At 73.0% G+C, this 23,473-nt stretch carries 16 protein-coding genes; 6 read left to right on the top strand and 10 right to left on the bottom strand.

What is annotated here, in order from left to right; genetic code table 11:
• Positions 1-138: 138 nt before the first annotated feature.
• The 10 genes from F9B16_RS23310 to F9B16_RS23265 form a co-directional block, all read right to left on the bottom strand.
• The gene (locus tag F9B16_RS23310) at positions 139-1,515 is read right to left on the bottom strand and encodes an L-fucose/L-arabinose isomerase family protein (RefSeq protein ID WP_225991880.1); all 1,377 of its coding nucleotides are present in this window, start codon (positions 1,513-1,515) and stop codon (positions 139-141) included.
• A gap of 105 nt (positions 1,516-1,620) precedes the next feature.
• A complete protein-coding gene (locus F9B16_RS23305) occupies positions 1,621-3,828 on the bottom strand; it encodes an alpha-L-rhamnosidase C-terminal domain-containing protein (protein WP_151542239.1) in 2,208 nt (735 codons plus the stop codon).
• A gap of 9 nt (positions 3,829-3,837) precedes the next feature.
• Positions 3,838-6,363, bottom strand: a complete 2,526-nt coding sequence (locus F9B16_RS23300) for an alpha-L-rhamnosidase-related protein (RefSeq protein WP_151542238.1) — start codon at positions 6,361-6,363, stop codon at positions 3,838-3,840.
• Between the two features lie 150 nt (positions 6,364-6,513).
• Entirely contained in the window at positions 6,514-8,562 is a 2,049-nt protein-coding gene (locus F9B16_RS23295; RefSeq protein ID WP_151542237.1) for a bifunctional aldolase/short-chain dehydrogenase, read from the bottom strand.
• Positions 8,563-8,629: 67 nt separating this feature from the next.
• Positions 8,630-9,796 carry an L-rhamnose isomerase gene (rhaI, locus tag F9B16_RS23290; protein WP_151542236.1) on the bottom strand — a complete coding sequence of 389 codons (1,167 nt, stop codon included), beginning with the start codon at positions 9,794-9,796 and terminating at the stop codon, positions 8,630-8,632.
• A gap of 57 nt (positions 9,797-9,853) precedes the next feature.
• Positions 9,854-10,186, bottom strand: a complete 333-nt coding sequence (locus tag F9B16_RS23285) for an L-rhamnose mutarotase (RefSeq protein ID WP_151542235.1) — start codon at positions 10,184-10,186, stop codon at positions 9,854-9,856.
• 6 nt (positions 10,187-10,192) lie between these two features.
• The gene (rhaS, locus tag F9B16_RS23280; protein ID WP_151542234.1) at positions 10,193-11,278 is read right to left on the bottom strand and encodes a rhamnose ABC transporter substrate-binding protein; all 1,086 of its coding nucleotides are present in this window, start codon (positions 11,276-11,278) and stop codon (positions 10,193-10,195) included.
• A 71-nt stretch (positions 11,279-11,349) separates the two neighbouring features.
• Complete coding sequence (locus tag F9B16_RS23275; RefSeq protein ID WP_151542233.1) at positions 11,350-12,378, bottom strand: ABC transporter permease; 1,029 nt, start codon at positions 12,376-12,378, stop codon at positions 11,350-11,352.
• Entirely contained in the window at positions 12,375-13,508 is a 1,134-nt protein-coding gene (locus F9B16_RS23270; RefSeq protein ID WP_151542232.1) for an ABC transporter permease, read from the bottom strand. Before F9B16_RS23270 ends, F9B16_RS23275 begins: the two co-directional genes overlap by 4 nt.
• Before the next feature lie 3 nt (positions 13,509-13,511).
• On the bottom strand, positions 13,512-15,050 hold the full coding sequence (locus F9B16_RS23265) for a sugar ABC transporter ATP-binding protein (RefSeq protein ID WP_151542231.1): 1,539 nt from the start codon (positions 15,048-15,050) through the stop codon (positions 13,512-13,514).
• Positions 15,051-15,449: 399 nt separating this feature from the next.
• Here F9B16_RS23265 and F9B16_RS23260 point away from each other — a divergent pair, with 399 nt between their 5' ends.
• The 6 genes from F9B16_RS23260 to F9B16_RS23235 all read left to right on the top strand — a co-directional run.
• Positions 15,450-16,475, top strand: a complete 1,026-nt coding sequence (locus F9B16_RS23260; protein ID WP_192808952.1) for a LacI family DNA-binding transcriptional regulator — start codon at positions 15,450-15,452, stop codon at positions 16,473-16,475.
• Positions 16,472-17,188 (top strand): (Fe-S)-binding protein, encoded by a 717-nt coding sequence (locus tag F9B16_RS23255; RefSeq protein WP_151542229.1) that lies wholly within the window; start codon positions 16,472-16,474, stop codon positions 17,186-17,188. Before F9B16_RS23260 ends, F9B16_RS23255 begins: the two co-directional genes overlap by 4 nt.
• Positions 17,185-18,642, top strand: a complete 1,458-nt coding sequence (locus tag F9B16_RS23250; RefSeq protein ID WP_192808950.1) for a LutB/LldF family L-lactate oxidation iron-sulfur protein — start codon at positions 17,185-17,187, stop codon at positions 18,640-18,642. The genes F9B16_RS23255 and F9B16_RS23250 overlap by 4 nt, the downstream gene beginning before the upstream one ends.
• Complete coding sequence (locus F9B16_RS23245) at positions 18,639-19,259, top strand: LutC/YkgG family protein (protein WP_151542228.1); 621 nt, start codon at positions 18,639-18,641, stop codon at positions 19,257-19,259. The genes F9B16_RS23250 and F9B16_RS23245 overlap by 4 nt, the downstream gene beginning before the upstream one ends.
• Positions 19,260-19,309: 50 nt before the next feature.
• Positions 19,310-20,743 (top strand): rhamnulokinase, encoded by a 1,434-nt coding sequence (locus tag F9B16_RS23240; RefSeq protein WP_151542227.1) that lies wholly within the window; start codon positions 19,310-19,312, stop codon positions 20,741-20,743.
• 236 nt (positions 20,744-20,979) lie between these two features.
• A partial coding sequence (locus F9B16_RS23235) for an ATP-binding protein (RefSeq protein WP_151542226.1) occupies positions 20,980-23,473 on the top strand: 2,494 nt, incomplete at its 3' end.

The raw sequence follows: 23,473 nt of genomic DNA, 5'->3' as shown, positions 1-23,473 counted from the left end.
ACAGAACCCGTGGCCGTGCGGGCGGGGTTGCACGGTCACGGGCCCGCGCTCGTCATCGCCTAGGGACGGATCCCCCGATCGCGCCTAGAGAGAAGTTCGAGTCCGTCAGGGTCGGTCGTGCGGCGGGTGCCGCCGGGGTCAGGGGTTCACGGTGACCAGTTCGATCTCCAGGAGGTCGGCGAGGGCCTTCAGGTCGGCGATCCGGTGGCCGGTGCCGAGGGCCCAGTGGTGGGAGATGCCGGTGGCGCTCCAGGCGTCGACCCACTCGCCGGGGTCGCAGCCGAAGTCCACGCGGGAGGTGGTGTTGCCGATCTGCAGCAGCGGCCCGTCCACGGTCTCGCCCTCGGACGCGACGAACGCGAACCGGCCGTCGCGGCGCTGGATGACGCCGAACGCGGTGACCGGGCCGTGCTTGACGTCGAACTCCACGGACACGCCGTAGCCGCGCTTGCCGTGGTAGACGCCGAGGCCGCGCAGCAGCGGGCGGCGGGCGCTGATCGCCAGGTGGGCGGGCCCGTCGTGGCCCATCTCGACGTGCCCCCGGTGGAAGTCGAGCGCCTGCAGCTCGGTGAACGAGCCGCCCGCGCCGAGCCGGTCGGCGATCAGCATGGCGAGGGAGGTGCGCAGCTCGTACTCGCCGGCCGCCGGGATCCCGCGGGCGGTGAGCAGCGACGCGCCGAGGATCATCCCGGCGCCGAGCCGCTCGTGGATCTCGCCGTCCAGGCCCCGGTGGTAGTAGGCGAGGCTGTCCAGCTCGAAGTCCTCGACGAGCCGGTCCAGGCCGGCCGACACCCGGGCGGCCCAGGTCAGGTCGTCGTCGTTGACGGAGGCGTCCAGCTCGAAGATCTTCTCCGCCTCCGCCTTCTTCGCGGCGGTCTCGGCGTCGGTGACCTTCTCCACCCGGACCCGCAGGTCGTCGAACTCCAGCACCTCGACGTGCCCGCCGAAGTTCGCGCTGACCAGCGTCAGGTCGGTGGAGACGTCCAGCATGCCGGGGTACAGGTGGCCCATGAGCCCGTGCCGCCCCCTGCGAAGGGCGGCACGGACCCCGGCGGCCCTGACCCAGCGGCCGATCTTCGCCCAGGCCCGCTCGTCCTCCAGGTACCCGGAGACCGAGCGGAACGGGACGCCGCACCGCGCGAACGCGTTGGCCATCTCGGGCAGCGGGCAGGCGCCGCAGTAGGCGAGCCACTGCCCGGTGTCGAAGGTCGCGTGGTCCATCGACTCGGTCGGCTGCAGGTTGATCAGCAGCACCGGGGCGTCGGCCCGCTGCGCGACGGGGACCAGCATCGTCGCGGTCATGTAGGTGGTGAGGAACCCGACGATGATGTCGCAGCCCGCCGCGCGCAGCCTCTCCGCCGCCGCCGCGCCCTCCTGCGCGTCGGAGATGAACCCGACGTCGACCACCTCGGCGCCGAGCCCGCGCATCCGCTCCGACACCCGCTCCGCCGACCGCTTCAGCTGCGGCAGCAGGTCGGGGAACTGCGGCCAGTACGCGCCGAGCCCGCCGGCCACGAGGCCGACCTTCACCCTCGTTTCGGGGGGTTTGGGGGGCCGTCCCCCCAAAAGAGACTCGGGCGGCGGCGCCCCGGTGTTGCCTGCCATGCCTGTTCCTTCCTGTTACCTGGCCGTCAGGGTGTGGCGGCCGGACGGCGCGCCGTCCACGTACACGTACTTCCCATCGCCGGTCACGCCTCGCGCGGTGGCCTTGCCGTGCGCCCAGACCGTCCGGCCGTCCAGGGTGACGCGGGACGTCGACGAGGTGACCGGGACGGCGAGGCGGCCGGACGTGCCGCGCGGCGCGGTGACGTCCAGCCGGAACGTGCGCCCGGCCGTCCGCCACGACGCGGCGATGGCGCCGTGCGGGGTCGGGACGGTGCCCTCGGCCCACTTCAGCCCGCCGGTGAACGGGACGACCGCCCACGACGCGTAGCCGGGGCCGGTCGGCTGGACGCCGAGGACGCGGGTGGTGAGGGTGACGGTCGGGCCGCTCGCCCAGCCGTGCGCGAGGCTGGAGAACTGCTTGAGGTTCGGGGTGCCGTCCGGCTGCATGTGCTCCCAGAACGTCGAGCCGGGGTCCTGGCGGAGCTGGTGGCCCCAGAACGTCCGGATCAGGTCGAGGCCGGACGCGTCGCCGGTGCCCAGGCGCGCGTCGGACTCGAACGAGCTGGGCAGCGGCGCGTAGAACGGCGGCAGGCTCGCGTTCGGCGTGGACTGCGAGACGGTCAGCGACCCGTACGGCGACCAGTTGTTCTTGCGCAGGTAGGCGAGGGCGCGGGTGGCGCGGTCGCCGCCCGCGACGCCGGCGAGGACGGCCGTGGCGTTGGCGTCCTGCGGGTAGGCGCCGGGGATCTCCCGCGACAGCCGGTAGGCGCCCGCGGTCTCGTCCCACAGCTGGTCGTTGATCGCCTTCTTGACGGTCGCGGACCGGTCTCCGTAGGTCGTGGCGGCGGACGCGTCGCCGCGCGCCTTCGCCATCGCGGCCATCTGCGTGAGGTTGCGGGCGTAGAGGGCGTTGACGTAGGTCTCGTGGCCGCAGTCGGAGTAGCCGTAGTGGCCGCAGGAGCCGACGGCGCCGAACGCGATGAGGCCCTTGTCGTCCTGGGCGCGGACCGACTCCAGCCAGGCCGTCGCCTTGGTGAGCTGCGGCCACCACTTGTCGAGGTAGCCGCGGTCGCCGGTGTAGAGCCAGTGCTCGTACATGTTGTTGACGAACCAGGTGACGTACTCGCCGTAGGTCCGCAGCTCGTCGGCGTTGTGCTGGCCGACCTGGCTCTCGGCGGGCATGAACCCGTCGGGGAGCTGCTGGGCGGCGAGCGACGACAGCGAGTTGTCGACCGCCTCCAGGTCGTTGGTCGACAGGTAGGTGACGGGGGCCTGCACGGCGAGGTCGCCCTGCCAGACGATCCGGTCGCGCTTGCCGCCGTCGTAGATGACGGACTTGTTCGGGTCGGCGTGCGGGACCTGCGCGTCCGCGTGGTCGCCCTCGCCGGAGGCGTACGGCCAGCTCTTCGCGGTGTTGGACGCGCCCGTGTTCACCTGCACGGTGTAGGCGCCCGCGTACCAGATCTTGTTCAGCTCGTTGTCGCTGGACAGGAAGTGGCCCTGGTAGCCGTCCAGGTCGGGCTGGTTCGGGGCGGCGGTGAAGTCGACGGACACGCCGTCGATGTCGACGGTTCCGGGGCCGTCGAGGAACAGCGTCGCGTAGCGGAACCCGCCGCGCAGCACGCCGTCGCGGATCGTCGCGGGCGGCTTCACGCCGTCCAGCGGCAGGGCGTGGCTGTCGGTGTCCTGCGTGTAGGGCTGGCCGGGGAAGCCGTTCCAGATGTTCGCGGTGTCGCAGCCCGGCGCGATCTTGCCTTCGCCGTCATTGGCGTCCGGCGTCAGCGCGGCGTACTTGATCGACTCGGAGAAGCAGGCGCGCAGCTTCGGCGGCGTGGCCGACGCGCCCTTCACCCGGACCTTCAGGTGCCCGGCGACCTCCTTGCCGAAGTCGACGACCAGCAGCGGGGAGCCGGTGCGGTCGGCGGCGCCGGTGAGCCGGACCGAGCCGCCGCCGTCGCGCAGCGCCGCGTCCGGCGACCCGTCGATCCCGCCCTGCCGCGGGTCGGCCTTGTAGATCTTGGCGGGACGGACGGTGCGGCTCGACGGCGACAGCACGTACGGGCGCCACTGGCCGTGCTGCGGGGTGTAGGAGGCGTCCTGCCAGGGGCCGCGCGGGGACGCCGACGCGGGCAGGGCGAGCGCGGCCGTGCCCGACACCGTCAGGGCGGCGGCGATCGCGGCGCGGGCGAGGGAGCGGCGTGCGGTGGTGGGGGGAACCATCATCACTCCAGGTCAGCGGGAGGCGGTCAGGACGGACGAGCCGGTCAGCCCCGGCACCTGCACGAGGCCGTCGCGGACCACGACGCCCGGTTTCACGGCGGTGCCGTTGCGCCAGACGACCGAGCCGTTCACGCGGACCTCGGACGCGCCGGACGCGGGCACGCCCGCCGTGGCGGTCGTGCCGCCCGGCGCGGCGACGCGCAGCGTGAAGGTCGTGCCGCGCTGCTTCCAGGCGGCGGTGATGTCGCCGCGCGGCGTCGGCACCTTGCCCTCCGCCCAGGTCAGGCCCTTCACCGGGTGCGGCAGGACGGTGAACGTCGAGAACCCACCGGACGCCGGCGTGACGCCGAGGACCTGGTTGGTGAGGAACGACGTCGGCGAGGCGGCCCAGCCGTGCGAGAGGCTGGTGTAGGAGCCGAGCTGCGGCGCGCCGGCGGTGCTGACGTTCTCCCAGAGGGTGCCGGGGGTGTCCTTGCCGAGCATCGGGTACCAGGTGCGGCCGAGCACGGACATCGCGCCCGCCATGTCGCCCTGCGAGGCGTACGCCAGCAGCGACTGGCCGGACACGAACGGGCTGATGTACTGCGGGACGACGCCGCCGGCCTTGTCCACGGTCAGGTCGCCGTGCGGGTCGGCGAGCCGGTCGCCGAAGAACTTCAGCACGGACTTCGCGCGGTCGCCGGTGGCGACTCCGGCGACGACCGCCATCGCGTTGCCGTCCTGCGGATGGTTGGCGTCGGTGGGGCCGACCTTGTAGGCGCCGGCGGCCGGGTCCCACAGGTTGTCGTTGACGGCCTTGGCGGTGCGGGCGGCGCTGTCGCGGTAGGTCTTGGCGAGGGCCGCGTCGCCCTGCGCCTCGGCGGCCTGCGCCGCCTGGCCCAGCACATGCACGTACAGGGACGAGACGTAGGTGCCCTTGCCCTCGTTCCCGTAGCCCCAGGTGCCGCCCGCGCCCTTCATGTCGAGCAGCCCGTCGGACCCGACCTTCGACTGCATCCACGCCACGTTCTTCTTCATGGCGTCGTACCACTTGTCGAAGAACGCCTTGTCGCCCGTGTAGAGGTAGTGCGTCCAGTAGTTGCCGACCCACCAGGCCGCGTACTCGCCCCAGCCCATGTTGTAGCCGAGCTTGTCGGTCAGGTAGAGACCGGGGATCTGGCCCTGCGGCGACTGGCCCTTCGCCATGAACGCGACGGCGTTGGCGGCCGGGTCGCTCTGCCCGGTCGTCAGGTACGACACCGCGTCGGAGACGGCGTTGTCGCCGCCCCAGATCATCCGGTCGCGCTTGGCGCCGTCGCTGATGACACTGTCGCCCTCGCCGACGATCGCGTCGTTGCGGACCGGGCCCTCCTGGCCCGGGTAGGGGCGGCCCGTCTTCGGGTCGATCGTCGCCATCTGGACGGTGTAGGCGCCCGCGTACCAGAGCCGGTTCAGGGTGTCGTCGCTGGACAGGAACGCGCCCTTGTACCCGTCGAGGTCGGGGTTGGCGGGGTCGGCGGTGAACTTCAGCCGCAGGTCCGACAAACGCACCTCGCCGGGGCCGTCCAGGAACACCATCAGGTAGCGGAACCCGCCGCGGATGACCGGGTCGGTCATCGCGGTGCGCCCGGCCTTGGTGTCGAGGTAGTGGGTCTCGGTGGCGAGGCCGACCGGGTCCTGGCTGTAGTCGGACGCGGTGGTGAGGTACTGGCCGCTCTCGCTGAACGCGAGGCCGAGCTTGGGCGTGCCCTTGCGGACGTCGGCGGTCACCTGGACCTGCCCGCCGACCTCCTTGCCGAAGTCGTAGATGACGTAGGGACGTCCGTAGTCGTTGGAGGCGAGCGTGGTCGTCCCGCCGTGGAACGCTCCCACCGGGTTCCGCACCGTGGCGCCGTAGGGCGCGGCGGACGCGCGCCCGTGCTGCGCGAGCGTCCAGACGGCGTGGATGCGGGCGCCCTGCCCGGGGTCGTCGGCGTTGCGGAACTCGACCTTGATCGTCCCGGACGATCCGGCGACCCGCGCCGGGACGTCCACCGCGTAGTGGACGAGCCCGTCCTTGTCGCCGCTCCACACCCCGGCCTGCGCGGGGTCGGGCTTGCGCTCGTGGACGACCGTGCCGTTCACCAGCACGTCGTAGTGCGCGGTCGCGCTGCCGGCCTCCTCGACCCGCAGCGTCACCGGGCCCGGCCCGGCGCGCATCGTGTAGGCGAAGCCCGCACCGGCCTCGGCGCCGGTCTGGCGGACCATGACGCCGTCGGCCTTGCCGGTCGTGGACGTCCCGGCCTCCAGGCCGTGGCCGGCGGTCTCGGACGCGGCGGAGTCGGCGGACACGTAGTCGCCGTTGACCCCGTACGCCTCCCCCACCCGCGCGGGACGGACCGTCCGGCCGGACGGCGCGAGGACGTAGTGGCCCGCGCGCGACAGCGACGGCAGGCCGAGCGGGTCGGGGCCGGAGGCGGACGCGGCGCCGGCGGGGACGGCGGCGAGCGCGGCGGCGGCGAGGGTGAGGGAGGTGACGGCGGACACGTGTGCTCGTGCGAACTTCTTGGCCGGGGTCATCGTTGTCCCTTCGGGTTCACTTGGTCGAGCGGGCCCATGGAGGGAAGGCCGGCGGCCCGGGTGGGGACGGCGCGGCGGCCCGGCAGTGGAGTGCCGGGCGCCGGCGCGCGGTCCGGGCCGCCGGCCCGGCCTTCTCCAGGACGGCGGGGGTCAGCGCAGGAAGGCGGCGGCGACTCCGGCGTCCACGGGGATGTGCAGTCCGGTGGTGTGGGTCAGGTCCCCGCCGGTGAGGGCGAAGACGGCGGCCGCGACGTGCTCGGGCAGCACCTCGCGCTTGAGCAGCGTCCGCTGGGCGTAGAACTCGCCGAGCCTCTCCTCCTCCACTCCGTAGACGGCGGCGCGCTTGGCGCCCCAGCCGCCGGCGAAGATGCCGGAGCCGCGGACGACGCCGTCGGGGTTGATGCCGTTGACGCGGACGCCGTGCTCGCCGAGCTCGGCGGCCAGCAGCCGCACCTGGTGGGCCTGGTCGGCCTTCGTCGCGCCGTAGGCGATGTTGTTCGGGCCGGCGAACACGCCGTTCTTGGAGGCGATGTAGACGATGTCGCCGCCCATCCCCTGCTCGATCATCACCCGCGCGGTCTCGCGGGAGACCAGGAACGAGCCGCGCGCCATGACGTCGTGCTGCAGGTCCCAGTCGGCGACGGTGGTGTCCAGCAGCGGCTTGGAGATCGACAGGCCGGCGTTGTTGACGACGAGGTCGACGCCGCCGAACGCCAGCACCGCGTCCCGGACCGCCGCGGCGATCTCGTCCTCGGAGGTGACGTCCGCGCCGACCGCGACCGCGACGTCCGCGGCCTGCAGCGCGTTCGCGCCCAGCTCGGCGGCGACCTTCTCGGCGGCGCCGAGGTCGCGGTCCGCGACGACGACGCAGGCGCCCTCGGCCGCCAGGCGGCGGGCGGTGGCCGCGCCGATCCCGGAGCCGCCGCCGGTGACCAGCGCGACCCGGGTCGCGAGCGGCTTCGGCTTCGGCATCCGGCGGAGCTTGGCCTCCTCCAGCTCCCAGTACTCGATGCGGAACTTCTCCGCCTCGTCGATCGGCGCGTACGACGACAGCGCCTCCGCGCCGCGCATCACGTTGATCGCGTTGACGTAGAACTCGCCGGCGACCCGCGCGGTCTGCTTGTTCGCGCCGAACGAGAACATCCCGACGCCCGGGACCAGCACGATCGCCGGGTCCGCGCCGCGCATCGGCGGCGAGTCCGGCGCGGCGTGCCGGTCGTAGTAGGCGGCGTACTCCTCGCGGTAGGCGGCGTGCAGCTCCTTGAGGCGGGCCTTGACGTCGTCGAGCGGCGCGTCCGGCGGCAGGTCCAGCACCATCGGGCGGACCTTGGTGCGCAGGAAGTGGTCCGGGCAGGACGTGCCGAGCGCGGCGAGCCGCGGGTGCTCGGCGCGGGACACGAAGTCGAGGACGGCCTCGGCGTCGGTGTAGTGCCCGACCTGCGGCCGGTCCGTCGACGCCAGGCCGCGGACCAGCGGGAACAGCGCGGCGGCGCGGGCGTGCCGCTCGTCCTCCGGCAGCACCGGGTGGATCACCGCGCCGAACGGGTCGGCCTTGCCGTGCTCGGCGATGTACGCCTCGGCGGTGCGGATGATGTCGAGCGAGTTGGCCTTGCACTCCTCGCTCGTCGCGCCCCACGCGGTGATGCCGTGCCCGCCGAGGATCACGCCGATCGCCTGCGGGTTCGCCTGCTTGATCGCGGCGATGTCCAGGCCGAGCTGGAAGCCGGGGCGCCGCCACGGCACCCACGCGACCCGGTCGCCGAAGATCCGGCGGGTCAGCTCCTCGCCGTCGGCGGCGGTCGCGATCGCGATGCCGGAGTCGGGGTGCAGGTGGTCGACGTGCGCCGCCTCGACGAGCCCGTGCATCGCGGTGTCGATGGACGGCGCCGCGCCGCCCTTGCCGTGCAGGCAGTAGTCGAACGCGGCGACCATCTCGTCCTCGCGCTCGACGCCCGGGTACACGTCCACGAGCGCGCGCATCCGGTCGAGCCGCAGCACGGCGAGGCCCTTCTCGGTGAGCGTGCCGAGGTCGCCGCCGGAGCCCTTCACCCACATCAGCTCGACGTCGCGGGCCGTCACGGGGTCGGTGACGGTGCCCTTCGCCGAGGCGTTGCCGCCCGCGTAGTTGGTGTTGCGCGGGTCCGAGCCGAGGGTGTTGGCCCGTTCCAGCAGCTGCTCCACCTCGGGTGGAGTGGTCATCGGTGCTCTCTCCTTGTTCGGAATCGGCGGCTTGTCGGATTCGACGACGTGTCGGGGCCGGCGCCGGTCAGGCGCCCCAGCCGGCGGCCTGGCCGTCCTTGCGCTCCTCGACCACGCGCTCGAAGTAGCCGGACGCCAGGTACGCGGCGACCGGGTCCGGGTGCAGGCCCATCTCCTCGCGCAGCTCCGCCAGCAGCGGCCGCACGTCGGTGTTGTAGGCGTCCATGAACGCCGCGTTCGCCGCCAGCACGTCGCCGGACTCCTGCGCGGCGCGCAGCGCGTCGCCGTCCACCAGCAGCGCCTTCGCGGTCGCCTCCTGCACGTTCATCACCGAGCGGATCTGGCCGTGGATCTTCGGCTCGATGTTGTGGCACTGGTCGAGCATGAACGCCACGCCCGTCTCCGGGTCGTAGCCGCCGCCCCGCACCACCTCGTACATGATCCGGAACAGCTGGAACGGGTCGGCCGCGCCCACCATCAGGTCGTCGTCGGCGTAGAAGCGGGAGTTGAAGTCGAACCCGCCGAGCTTCCCCTCGCGCAGCAGGAACGCCACGATGAACTCGATGTTCGTGCCCGGCGCGTGGTGCCCGGTGTCCACCACGACCTGCGCCTTCGGGCCGAGCTTGAGGCAGTGCGCGTAGGACGCGCCCCAGTCCGGCAGGTCGGTCATGTAGAAGGCCGGCTCGAACAGCTTGTACTCCAGCAGGAACCGCTGGTCGTCGCCGAGCCGCTCGTAGACGGCCGCGAGCGCCTCCGCCATCCGGTCCTGCCGGGCGCGGATGTCGTCCTGGCCGGGGTAGTTCGTCCCGTCGGAGAACCACAGCTTCAGGTCCTTCGACCCGACCGCGTCCATGATGTCGACGCATTCGAGCAGGTGGTCGAGGGCCTTGCGGCGGACCTTCGGGTCGGGGTTGGTGACGCTGCCGAGCTTGTAGTCGTCGTCCTGGAACACGTTGGTGTTCACCGCGCCGATCCGGACGCCCCGCTCCTCGGCGTGCGCGGCCAGCGCCGCGTAGTCGTCCACCTTGTCCCACGGGATGTGGACGGCGACGCTCGGCGCGACACCGGTGAAGCGGTGCACCTGCGCGGCGTCGTCGATCTTCTCCTGCGGGGTGCGCGGCACCCCCTGCTGGGCGAAGACCTTGAACCGGGTCCCCGAGTTGCCGTACGCCCAGGAGGGAGTCTCGATCTGCTGGCGGCGCAGGGCGTCCTTCACCGCGCTGGTGTCGTTCACGGGTGCAACCTCACGTTTCTGCTGTCCGGGGCCGCCGCCGGGTGGGGGCGGCGGCCCTCAGTCGAGATGGAAGACCTCGGGGAGCGGCCGCATCCCCTCGTCGGGGCGGCCGTCGAGGTCCTCGAAGAACGGCGCCATCTCCGCCTGCCAGCGGGCGTTGACGTCGGTGCGGGCCATCGCCTCCTGCGCGGCCGCGAAGTCGTCGGTCTCCAGGTAGCCGACGAGCAGGCCGTCCTCGCGCAGGAACAGCGAGTAGTTGTGCCAGCCCGTCTCGCGCAGCGCGTCCCGCATCTCCGGCCAGACCGCCTGGTGGCGCTCCTTGTACTCCTCCAGGCGGTCCTGCCGGACCTTCAGCAGGAAGCAGACGCGCTTCGTGCCGTCAGACGTCATGCGGGATCAGAAGTGGTACTGGTCGATGTTCTTGGCGTCGAACACCGTCGGCGGGCCGAGGATGACCTCGCCGTTGGCGCCGATGGTGCGCTCGCCGAGCTTGCCGGCCTTGAACGTCTCGCCCTGCTTGCCGGTGATCTGCCCGGACGACAGCGCCGCCGCGGCGTAGGACGCGAGGTAGCCGAGGTTCTTCGGGTCCCACAGCTCGAACGACTTGACCGTGCCGTCCTTGATGAACTTGCGCATCTGGTCCGGCGTGCCGAGGCCGGTCAGCGTGACCTTGCCCTTGTACTTCGAGCCGTCGATGTAGCGGGCGGCGGCGGCGATGCCGACCGTGGTGGGCGAGATGATGCCCTTCAGGTTCGGGTACGCCTGCAGCAGGCCCTGCGTCTGCTGGAACGACTTCTGGTCGTCGTCGTCACCGTAGGCGATCTTGACGAGCTTCATGCCGGAGTACTCCGGCTTCTTCAGCTCGTCCTGCATGTACTTGATCCAGGTGTTCTGGTTGGTGGCGTTCGCGGTCGCGGACAGGATCGCGATGTCGCCCTTGCCGCCGATCTGGTCGGCCAGCAGCTTGACCTCGCTGCGGCCGATCTCCTCCGAGCTGGCCTGGTTGATGAACACGTTGCGGCACTCGGGCGCGGTGTCGGAGTCGTAGGCGACGACCTTGATCTTCTTGGCCATGGCCTGCTTGAGCGGGCCGCACACCGCGTTCTGGTCGTTGGCCGCGATGAGGATCGCGTCGTGCCGCTGCTGGATCAGCGTGTTGATGTAGGACACCTGCGAGGACGCCGACGCGTCGGACGGGCCGACCTCCTTGGCCGAGCCGCCGTACTCCTTGGCGGCCGCGATGCCGGCGTTGTCGACGATCGTCTCGTAGGGGTTGTTCACCTGCTTGGGCAGGAACGCGATCTTCAGGCCCTTCTTGAGGGGCGCGTTCGGGTCCGCCTTCTCGCCGCCCGCGGCGGCCTTGCTCCCGGAGTCGTCCGAGGAGTCCTTGGTGGTGCCGCCGCACGCGGCGAGGGAGAGGGCGAGTGCGCCCGCGGACGCGACGGCCACGAGGCGGCGCGGGGCGCGCAAACGAAGGGTCATCACGAGTGCCTTTCGGGATTCCAGGTCGTGCTCTGGGGTGGGTTTTCCGGATGCGGCGGGGGGCCGGGGGTTCATGGTGCGGCGGCGGGGACCGCGGGTCGCGCGCCCCGCCGCCGGCCTTGTGCCTCGCGCACCACGGCGATCAGCCGCGGGGTGAGGACGCTGATGATGAGGAGCAGCCCGGTGACGATCGACTGGACCTCGGTGGAGACGTCGTTGAGCATCAGCAGGTTGCGCAGCAGGCCGATGAGCAGCACCGCGGCGATGACGCCGCCGAGGGTGCCCTTGCCGCCGTCGAAGTCGATGCCGCCGAGCAGCACCGCCGCGATGACGGTGAGCTCCAGGCCGAGTCCGTTGTCGGCGCGGGCGCTGCCGTAGCGGAGCGTGTAGACGATGCCGGCGAACCCGGCGACGAGCCCGGACACCACGAAAAGGATCAGCTTGAGGCGCTTGACCCGGATGCCGGCGAAGTACGCCGCGTCCTCCTGCGAGCCGATCGCGAACAGCGACCGCCCGACGCCGGTGGCGTGCAGCACCACCGCGGTGATGACCGCCAGGACGGCGAACAGCGCGATCGGGTACGGGATCGGCGTGCCGGGGATCGACTCGGTCGCCATGTTCGTGTACTGGGTGGGGAACTCGGAGATGGCCCCGGTGCCGAGCACCACGTACGCGAGGCCCCGGTACAGGGTCATGGTGCCGATCGTCACCGCGAGCGACGGCAGCCCGAGCCGGGTGACGAGCAGCCCGTTGACGAGGCCGCAGACGACGCCGACGACCAGCACGATCGGGATGATCGTCTCGATCGCCATGCCGTTGTCCCACATCTTGCCGGTGAGGGCGCTGCACAGGCCGAGCACGGACGCGACCGACAGGTCGACCTGCCCGCACACCACCAGCAGCGTCATCGGCAGCGCGATCAGCGCGATCTCGCTGAGGTCGCCGAGCGCGAACGACAGGTTGTCGGTGTTGGCGAAGTCGGGCGAGAACCCGGCGCCGCCGGCGAAGACGATGACCAGCAGGGCGGTGACGGCGGTCTCCCACCGCAGCAGCCGGCCGAGGGCGAGGCCGCGCGGGGCGCTCTTCGTGTCAGTGGTCACGACACCTTTCCTTTCGGCGCCTCGTCCTTGGTCGTCCGCGCCGTCGCCTCGGCGGCCGGCGGCGGCGCTGAGGCGTCGCGGTGGACGCTGGACTCCAGCGACCGCTGCTTGAGCGCCTTGGTGACGCGCAGGGCCAGCAGCCGGTCCACGCTGATCGCCAGGAGCAGGAGGACGCCGGTGATGGCGTCCTGCCAGAACGAGTTGACCTTGAGCACCACCAGCACGCTGCCGATGGTGGTGAGCAGCAGCGCGCCGAGCGCCGCGCCGTACACGGTGCCGACGCCGCCGGTGATCGCGACGCCGCCGACGACGACGGCGCTGACGACCTTCAGCTCCCAGCCGTGCGCCGCGTCCGCGACGACGGTGCCGAACCGGGCCAGCCACAGCACCCCGGCGAGGCCGGCGAGGCCGCCGCTGACGAGGTAGGCGGTGAGGACGCGGCGGCGGATGGAGATGCCGGCGAGGCGCGCCGCCTCGGGGCTGGACCCGATCGCGTAGAACTCCCGCCCGGAGGAGTAGGAGCGCAGGTAGTAGCCCATCATCAGCATCACGACGACGGTGATCACGGGCAGGTACGGCACGCCGAGGACCGAGTCGTTGCCGAGCGACAGCACCGAGGACGGCAGGTCCGCGGCGCCGATCTGCTCGCCGTGCGCGATCTTGTAGTCGAGGCCCTGGATGACGTAGAGGGTGCCGAGCGTGACGACCAGGGCGGGCACCTTGCAGAAGCTGACGAGCAGGCCGTTGACGAGCCCGCAGGCGAGCCCGATCACGATGCCGAGCAGCACCACCAGCACCACGTTGCGGTCGCCGCCGGAGGCGAACTTGCCTGCGGTGAACGCGACGAGCCCGACGACGGAGCCGACCGACAGGTCGATGTTGCGGGTGACGACGACCATCGACTGGCCGACGGCGAGCAGCGCCAGGATGGAGGCGTTGAGGAAGATGTCCTTGACGCCCTGCCCGGACAGGAACCGGTGGTTGGCGAGCTCGGTGCCGATGACCAGCACGACGAGCGCGCCGAGGATGCTCAGCTCGCGGGCGCGCAGGACCAGTTCGACCAGCCGGCGCCCGCCGCCGGGCGGCCCGCCGGAGCCCGGCTTCGCCGGGGACTGGGTGAGCACGGTCATGGGTCAGGCCGCCTTTCCGGTTCCGGCGCGCCCGGTCGCGGCGGCCATCACGCTCTCCTCGGTCGCGTCCGCGCGGGCGATCTCGGCGGTGAGCCGGCCCTCGTGCATGACCAGGACGCGGTCGGCCATGCCGATCACCTCCGGCAGGTCGGAGGAGATCATCAGCACGGCGAGGTCCTGCGCGGCGAGCTCCGACAGCAGCCGGTGCACCTCGGCCTTGGTGCCGACGTCGATGCCGCGGGTCGGCTCGTCCACGATCAGGACGGTCGGCTCGGTGGCGAGCCACTTGGCGAGTACGACCTTCTGCTGGTTGCCGCCCGACAGGACGCCGACGGTGTCGCTGAGGCGGGCGTACTTGAGCTGGAGCCGCAGCGCCCAGTCGGCGGCGCGGCTGCGCTCCACCTTGCGGGAGATGAGCGGTCCGCGCGCGGTCTCCTTGCGCAGCGAGCGCAGCTGGGTGAGGCCCATGTTGCGCTCGATGGACATGTCCATCACCAGGCCCTGCTGGCGGCGGTCCTCGGGGACGAGCGCGAGCCCGGCCGACATCGCGGCGGTGGGGCTGCCGGGTGGCAGCTTCTTCCCCGCCACCTCGACGTCCCCGGCGTCCCAGCGGTCCACGCCGAAGATCGCGCGGGCGACCTCGCTGCGGCCGGCGCCGACCAGCCCGGCGAGCGCGACGATCTCGCCGCGCCGCACCTGGAAGGAGATGTCGGTGAAGGCGCCCTCGCGGGTCAGCCGGCTGACCTTCAGCGCGACCTCGCCGGGCGTCACGTCCTGCTTGGGGTAGAGCGCGTCGAGGTCGCGGCCGACCATCCGGCGGACGAGGTCGTCGGCGGTGAGGTCGGCGACCGGGTCGGTGCCGATGTAGGTGCCGTCGCGCAGCGTCGTGACCCGCTGGCAGATCTCGAAGATCTCCTCCAGCCGGTGCGAGATGAACAGGATCGCGCAGCCCTGCTCGCGCAGCGTGCGGGTCACGTTGAACAGCCGGGCGACCTCCTGGCCGGTGAGCGCCGCGGTCGGCTCGTCCATGATGAGCACCCGCGCGTCCCGGGAGATGGCCTTGGCGATCTCGACGACCTGCTGGTCGGCGATGGACAGGCCGCGGGCGGGCTGCTGCGGGTCCAGCGCGACGCCGAGCCGCTCGAACAGCTTGGCGGTCTCGGCGTGCACGGTGCGGCGGTCGATGCGGCCGAGCCCGGCGCGGGGCTGGCGGCCCATGAAGATGTTCTCCGCGACCGACAGGTCGGGGAACAGCGTCGGCTCCTGGTAGATGACGGCGACGCCGGCGGCCTGCGCGTCGGCGGGGCCGTTGAACGTCACCGGCTCGCCGTCGACGCGGACCTCGCCCGCGTCGGGGCGGTGTACGCCTGCGAACGTTTTTACGACGGTCGACTTGCCCGCGCCGTTCTCGCCGGCGAGCGCGTGCACCTCGCCGGCGTGCAGCTCGAGGGTGACGCCCTGCAGGGCCCGCACGGCGCCGAACGACTTACTCACGTTGACCAGTGCCAATGTCGGCGGCGTCGACCTGCCGGGTGCACTCATGGCCACCCTCCTCGCACGGGGAGTCTGTGACGGATGGATGAAAAACGTTTTAACGTGATGTTGCGGAGGACGCTAGATGTGAGCCGGAGCACCCGTCAAGAGGGAACATCGCCCGGGATCTCCCCGGACGCTGCGAAAACCCTTACGCCACCGGCGCCGGACGAGTTTGCGAAGTTCCTCCCGTCCGGGTGCGGACAGCGGCGTTTGGACCCGATCACTTCCGACAGCGGGGTTGACACGTTTTAATCCCATGACCCAAAGTGAGCGGCGGCACACCAGCGGAGCGACCGGGGGCACAGATTGAGCACAGACGACACCGGGCGCCCCCGGACGAGCACCGCGCCGGGCGGCAACGGCGGCAGCGGCAACGGCGGTCACGGCAACGGCGGCACCGTCGGGATCAAGCAGGTCGCGGCGCACGCCGGCGTCTCGCCCGGCACCGTGTCCAACGTGCTGAACCGGCCCGAGCGGGTCGCCGCCGCGACCCGCGCCCGCGTCGAGCAGGCCATCGTCGAGCTCGGGTTCGTCCGCAACGGGTCCGCCTCCACGCTGCGCGCGGGGCACTCCAGCACGATCGGGCTGATGGTGCTCGACCTCGCCAACCCGTTCTTCACCGACGTCGCCCGCGGCGTCGAGGACGTCGCCAGCGAGCGCGGCTACGCGGTGATCCTCTCCTCGTCCGGCGAGTCCGACGAGCGCGAGCAGCGCAACCTGCGGGTGCTCGCCGAGCAGCGGGTCCGCGGCGTGCTGCTGACCCCCGTCGGCGACGAGGGCGGCAACGCCGACCGGCTGCGCGACCGCGGCGTGCCCGTCGTCCTGCTGGACCATCCGACGCCCCGCGCGAACCAGTGCTCGGTCGCCGTCGACGACGTGGCGGGCGGCGAGCTGGCGGTGACGCACCTGCTGGAGGACGGCGCCCGCACGCTCGGGTTCGTCACGGGCCCGGCGGGCCTGCGGCAGTGCGCGGACCGGCGGCGCGGCGCGCTGCGGGCGCTGCGCGCCGCGGGCCTCGGCCGCGACGTGCTGCGCGAGGTGTCGGTCGGCGCGATGAACGCGCGCGCCGGGCAGGAGGCGGCGCGGCGGCTGCTGGAGTCCGGCGGCCCGCTGCCCGAGGCGATCTTCTGCGCCAACGACCTGCTCGCCCTCGGCGTGCTGCGGGTGCTGCTGCAGGCCGGCGTGAAGGTGCCGACTGACGTGGCGCTCATCGGGTACGACGACATCGAGTTCTCGGCGGCCGCCGCCGTCCCGCTCAGCTCGGTGCGGCAGCCCACCTACCAGCTCGGCCGGATCGCGACCGAGCTGCTGCTCGAGGAGTGCGACGAGTCGGGCGGGCACGCCCACCAGCAGGTCATGTTCCAGCCGGAGCTGGTGGTCCGCGAGTCCAGCCGGCCCGCCGCCGACGACCGGGAGAGCAACTCGGCATGAAGGTCGCACTGTTCCTGACGTGCGTGAACGACACGATGTACCCCGGGACCGGGCGCGCGATGGTGCGGCTGCTGCGGCGGCTCGGCCACGAGGTCGAGTTCCCCGAGGCGCAGACGTGCTGCGGGCAGATGCACCTCAACACCGGCTACCGCACGCAGGCGCTGCACATGGTGAAGGGCTTCGCGGAGACGTTCGAGCCCTACGACGCGGTCGTGACGCCGTCGGCGTCGTGCGGCGCGATGATCCGCGACTGGCACCCGAAGCTGGCGCCCCGCACCGCCGGCGTCGCGTCCCGCGTGTACGAGCTGTCGGAGTTCCTGGTGGACGTCCTCGGCGTCACCGACGTCGGCGCGTACTTCCCGCACCGCGTCACCTACCACCCGACCTGCCACTCGCTGCGGATGCTGCACGTCGGCGACCGGCCGCAGCGGCTGCTGCGCGAGGTCCGCGGCATCGACCTGGTCGACCTGCCGGACGCGCGGGAGTGCTGCGGGTTCGGCGGGACGTTCGCGCTGAAGAACTCCGAGGTGTCGGCCGCGATGTGCGCGGACAAGGTCACCGCCGTGCGGGAGACGAAGGCCGAGGTGCTGTGCGCCGCCGACAACTCGTGCCTGATGCACATCGGGGGCGCGCTGTCGCGCACCCGCGCGGGGGTGCGGACCGTCCACCTGGCCGAGATCCTCGCCTCCACCGAGGAGGAGCCCACACCATGAGCGCCGAAGCGATGCCGACCTATGTCGGGATGCCGTCGTTCCCGGACGCGGCGCGCCGCGCGGTGGCGGACACGCGGCTGCGCGGCAACCTCGCGCACGCCACCACCACGATCCGCGACAAGCGCGCCGCCGCCGTCGCGGAGCTGGACGACTGGCCCGCGCTGCGCGAGGCGGGCAAGCAGATCAAGGACCACGTCCTGGCGAACCTGGGCCACTACCTCCGGCAGCTGGAGGAGAAGGTCACCGAGGCGGGCGGGACGGTGCACTGGGCGCGCGACGCCGCCGAGGCGAACCGGATCGTCGCCGGCCTGGTGAAGGCGACCGGTGAGACCGAGGTCGTCAAGGTCAAGTCGATGGCCACGCAGGAGATCGGGCTGAACGAGGCGCTCGCCGAGCACGGCATCACCGCCTACGAGACCGACCTCGCGGAGCTGATCGTCCAGCTCGGGCACGACCGGCCGTCGCACATCCTCGTGCCGGCGATCCACCGGAACCGGTCCGACATCCGCGACATCTTCCTGCGCGAGATGGAGGACGTCCCCGACGGCCTCACCGACTCCCCCGCCGCGCTGGCGGAGGCGGCGCGCCGCCATCTGCGCGCCAAGTTCCTGTCGGCGAAGGTCGGGATCTCCGGCGTGAACTTCGCGGTCGCCGACACCGGCACGCTCGTCGTGCTGGAGTCGGAGGGCAACGGCCGGATGTGCCTGACCATGCCGGAGACGCTGATCTCGGTGATGGGCGTGGAGAAGATCGTGCCGAGCTGGCAGGACCTGGAGGTGTTCCTCCAGCTGCTCCCCCGCTCGTCGACCGCCGAGCGCATGAACCCCTACACGTCCGCGTGGACGGGCGTGCATCCCGGCGACGGCCCTCGGACGTTCCATCTGGTGCTGATCGACAACGGCCGCACCGACACGCTCGCCGACGAGGTGGGCCGGCAGGCGCTGCGCTGCATCCGCTGCTCGGCGTGCCTGAACGTGTGCCCGGTCTACCAGCGCGCCGGCGGCCACGCCTACGGCTCGCCGTACCCCGGCCCGATCGGCGCGATCCTGTCGCCGCAGATCAGGGGCATCGGGTCGGAGGTCGACGCGTCGCTGCCGTACGCGTCGTCGCTGTGCGGGGCGTGCTTCGAGGCGTGCCCGGTCGCCATCGACATCCCCGAGGTGCTGGTGCACCTGCGGGCCCGCGCGGTGGAAAAGGGCCCGCGCCATCCGTTGGAGCGGGTCGCGATGACGGCGGCCGGCTGGACGCTGCGCTCCCCCACCCGTCTCGCGCTCGCGCAGCGCGCCGCGTCCGCGAGCCGCCGGATCGTCGCGCCGCGCGGCCGGATCCGGCGGCTGCCCGGCCCGCTGAGCGCCTGGACCGAGACGCGGGACGCGCCCGCGCCGCCGCCCGAGTCGTTCCGCGCCTGGTGGAAGCGGACCGGCGGCGGCCGCACGGAAGGGAACGAGAAGTGAGCGCCCGGGAGGAGATCCTCGGCCGGATCGACCGGATCGTGCCGGCGCGCCCGGCCGCGGAGGTCGCCGCCGGGTACGCCGCGATCGACCGCGGCTACCTGCGCCGCCACCACGAGGACGGCGTCCTGGACCTGTTCGCCGAGCGGGTCGCCGACTACCGCGCGACGGTCCTGCGCGTGCCCGCGTCGGAGCTGGCCGCGACGGTCGCCGCGCGCCTCGCCGCCCGTCCGGGCGCCTACGGGGTCCCGGCCGACCTGCCCGAGGAGTGGACGTCGCAGGTGAGCGGCGACCTGGTCCGCGGCCCGGACGTCGCCGCGCTCGACGGGCTGGCGGGCGCGGTCACCGGCTGCGCCGCCGCGATCGCCGAGACCGGGACGATCGTCCTCGACCACGGGCCCGCGCAGGGCCCGCGCGCGCTGTCCCTCGTCCCCGACTACCACCTGATCGTCGTCCTCGCGGGGCAGGTGGCGCCGGACGTGCCGGAGGCGCTGGAGCGGCTCGACCCGCACCGCCCGCTGACGTTCGTGTCCGGGCCGTCCGCGACCAGCGACATCGAGCTGTCGCGCGTCGAGGGCGTGCACGGGCCCCGCACCCTGGAAGTCGTGATCTCAGAATGAGCGAAGCGAACCGGGGGGCGTGGGGGGTCGTCCCCCCACAGGAGACACGAATGACCGAGACCTTCGCCGCCGTGGACCTCGGCGCGTCCAGCGGGCGCGTCATGGCCGGACGGGTCGGGCCCGGCACACTGGAGCTGGCGGAGGTCCGGCGGTTCCCGAACCGACCGGTCCGCGTCAACGGCACCCTGCACTGGGACATCCTCGGCCTCTACGGCAACGTCCTCGACGGGCTGCGCGCCGCGCCCGCCGGCCTCGCGTCGATCGGCATCGACTCGTGGGCCGTCGACTACGGGCTCCTCGACGCGGACGGGACGCTGATCGGCAACCCCGTCCACTACCGCGACGCCCGCACCGACGGCGTCATGGACCGGATCCGCGCCGAGGTCGGCGACGACCTGCTGTACCAGACGTCCGGCCTGCAGTTCCTGCCGTTCAACACCCTCTACCAGCTCGCCGCCGACGACCTGTCGCGCGCCGCCACGCTGCTGATGGTCCCGGACCTGCTCGCGCACTGGCTGACCGGCGCGGTCGGCGCCGAGCGGACCAACGCGTCCACGACGGGCCTGCTCGACGTCCGCGACGGGACCTGGTCGCGCGACCTGCTCGCCCGCCTCGGCCTGCCCGCCGGCATCCTCCCGCCGATCCGCGAACCGGGCGAGGTGCTCGGGACGCTGCGCCCCGACGTGGCGGAGGAGACCGGCCACCCGGCGGCGCTGCCGGTGGTGGCGGTCGGGTCGCACGACACCGCGTCCGCCGTCGCCGCCGTGCCCGCGACCACCGACCGGTTCGCCTACATCTCCTGCGGGACGTGGTCGCTGGTCGGCGTCGAGCTGCGCGCGCCCGTGCTGACCGAGGCGAGCCGCAAGGCGAACTTCACCAACGAGGGCGGCGTGGACGGCACCGTCCGCTACCTGCGCAACGTCATGGGCCTGTGGCTGCTGCAGGAGTCGATGCGCGCGTGGGGCAACCCGGACCTGCCGGCCCTGCTCGCCGAGGCCGCGGACGTCCCCGGCCTGCGCAGCCTCATCGACCCCGACGACCCCGAGTTCCTGCCGCCGGGCGACATGCCCGCGCGGATCGCCGCGCACTGCCGCCGCCGCGGGTTCCCCGAGCCGGCGACGCGCGCCGAGACCGTCCGCTGCGTCATGGACAGCCTCGCGCTGGCGCACCGCGCGACGCTGCGGCAGGCGTCCCGGCTGTCCGGGCAGGAGATCGACGTGGTGCACCTGGTCGGCGGCGGCAGCCGCAACGAGCTGCTGTGCCGGCTGACCGCCGACGCGTCCGGGCTGCCGGTCGTGGCCGGCCCCGTCGAGGCGACCGCGCTCGGCAACGTCCTCACCCAGGCACGCGCGCACGGCCTCGCCGGCACGCTCGCCGAGTCCCGCGCGCTGGTCGCGGCCACCCAGCCCCTGCGCCGCTACGAGCCGTCCGGCGACGACGCCCGCTGGGCCGACGCCGCCGCCCGCCTCGACCTCGACGGTTGACCCGCGGCGCGTGAACGCGGTCCGGTCCCGGGGATGTCACGTTCCCGGGACGGTTTGCCTCCCCCTGGTTGACACACGGGGAGCGTCGGCGGTTGATAGCAGGGACGCGCGGGGCGTGTTGTCCCGCTCCTATTGACGATCGACCCGATAAGGTAAAACCCGCTTGAAGGACCGGGAACAACGACGACAAGCATGATCACGGCGTGTCGGCCGCCTGTCTCAGTTGGGGTGTGGACATGAGCGACGCCGGTGCTCCGCTGGTGGGGCGACGGGACGCGCTCGGCGCGCTGAACCGCGCCCTGGACGCGGCCGCCACGGGCTACGGCTTCCTCGCGCTGGTCGGCGAGCCCGGCGCCGGCAAGACCCGGCTGCTGAACGAGCTGGCCGACGGCGCGAACGCGCGCAAGCTGCCCTACCTGGCCGGACGCGCCGCCGAGTTCGAGCAGGAGATGCCGTTCGGCGCCGTCGTCGACGCGCTCGACGACCGGCTCGAGGACGACGTCCCCGACCTGCCGCCCGCCGCGCTGCGGCTGCTCGGCACCGTCTTCCCCGCGCTCGCCGACCGCGTCGCCGGCACCGGCGCCGGGCACGCCCGCGACGGGGCCGCCGACCCGGTCGCCCGCTACCAGCTGCACCGCAGCGTCCGGCACCTGCTGGAACGCCTCGCCGCGCCGTCCGGGCTCGTGCTGATCCTCGACGACCTGCACTGGGCCGACGACGCCACCATCGAGCTGATGGACCACCTCGTCCGGCACCCGCCGCGCGCGAACGTGCTGGTCGCGGTCGCCTACCGGCCCGCGCAGGCGTCGCCGCGGCTGGCGGCGCTCGCCGACGCGGCGGGCCTCGTCGGCACCCGCGTGCCGGTGGAGCCGCTGAACCGCGACGAGGTCGCCGAGTTCCTCGGCCCGGACGTCCCCCGCACCCGCTGCGAGCAGCTCTACAAGGCCAGCGGCGGCAACCCGTTCTACCTGGAGGCGCTGGCCCGGATGGGCCGCCACGACGACCGGCTCCTCGGCGACGACGGGATCGAGCGGCACGACTGGGAGCGGGGCGTGGCGAACCTGACCGAGGTGCCGCCCGCCGTCCGGACCGCCCTGCAGGTGGAGCTGAGCGCGCTGCCGCCCGAGGCGCTGCTGATGGCGCGCGGCGCCGCCGTCGCGGCGGACGTGTTCGAGCCGGAACTGGCGGCGGTCGCCGCGGAGATGGCGCAGGAGGACGCGCTCGCCGCGCTGGACGCGCTGACCGCGCACGACGTCGTCCGCCCGACCACCGGCGGCCGGTTCCGGTTCCGGCATCCGCTGGTGCGGCACGTCGCGTACGCCTCGACGGCGGCGGGCTGGCGGTTCGCGGCGCATTCGCGGGTGTCGGCGCGGCTCGCTGAGCTCGGCGCCCCGGCGGCGGTCCGCGCCCACCACGTGCTGCGCTCGGCGCGGTTCGGCGACCGCGAGGCGATCTGGACGCTGCTGGAGGCGGCCCGCGCCGTCGCGCTCCAGGCGCCCGGAACCGCGGCGTACTGGCTGGAGGCGGCGCTGCGCCTGATGCCCGACGGCACGGACCCGTCCGGCGCGTCCGCCGGCGGCGCGGCCGGTGACGGCGCCTACCCCGACCGGATCCAGCTGCTGGTGGAGCTGGCGCACGCGCAGGCGGTCAGCGGCCATGCCGAGGAGGGCCGCGAGACGGCCCGCACGCTGCTGAGCCTGCTGCCGCCCGACGACACCGTCCGGCGGGCCCGCACGGTGCAGCTGTGCGCGGTGATGGACCGGCAGCTCGGCCGCATCCACGAGGCCCGCGCCCTGGTGCTGGACGAGCTGCGCCGCATCACCGACCGGCAGACCCCCGAGGCGGTGCTGCTGCGGATCCGGCTGGTCGCCGACCGGATCCAGCGGATCGACACCCGCGGCTCGCACGCCGTCCTGGAGACCATCCCCGAGAGCGCGCCGCAGTGGGGGCCGGGGCTGGTCGCGGCGGTCGCGGCGATGCGGCCGATGGTGTCGTACGGGCGCGGCGAGGTGGCGGAGGCGATCGCCTACGCCGAGGCCGCCGACCAGCGGTTCTCCGCGGCGTCCGACGGCGACTTCGCCGACTGCCTGGACTACATGATCTGGCTGGTGTTCGCCGAGACGTTCCTCGGCCTGCACGAGACCGCGGCCCGGCACGCCGCGCGGCTGGTGTCGATCACCCGCGCGACGGGGCAGACGTTCATCCTCGGCTACATGCTGGCGGGGCAGTCCCGGGTCCTGATGATGCTGGGCCGGCTGGACGAGGCCGCGGCCGCCGCCGACGAGGCCACCGCCGTCGGCCGCGAGCTGCGCTCCCCCGAGGTCATGGCCTACGGGCTGATCCAGCAGTGCCTGACGGCGAGCTGGACCGGCGACCACGAGCGGGCGCTGCGCGCCGGCGAGGAGGCCGTCGCCTGCGACACCGGGTCCGGCGAGTGGTGGACGCACATGGCGCACGTGGCGCTCGCCACCGCGACGATCAACGCGGGCCGCACCGAAGAGGGCGCGGACGCCCTGATCGCGGCATGCGGGGACGGCACTCAGGGCCTCGACTTCAGCACGCTGGTGATGTGCGCCGAGCAGCTGGCCTGCGCGCGCGCCGCCCTCGGGGACGGCGCGGGCGCCGCCGGCTGGGCCGACATCGCCGAGGCCATCGCGCACCCCGCGCTGACCGGCGACACCGGCCTGGCGCGGCTGGCGCGCGCGCACGCCGTCCGGCTGGACGAACCGT

This window comes from Actinomadura montaniterrae (assembly GCF_008923365.1).
Taxonomy (GTDB): domain Bacteria; phylum Actinomycetota; class Actinomycetes; order Streptosporangiales; family Streptosporangiaceae; genus Spirillospora; species Spirillospora montaniterrae.
Note: the sequence above shows the minus strand (reverse complement) of the source record. Positions and strands in the feature narration are given on the sequence as shown.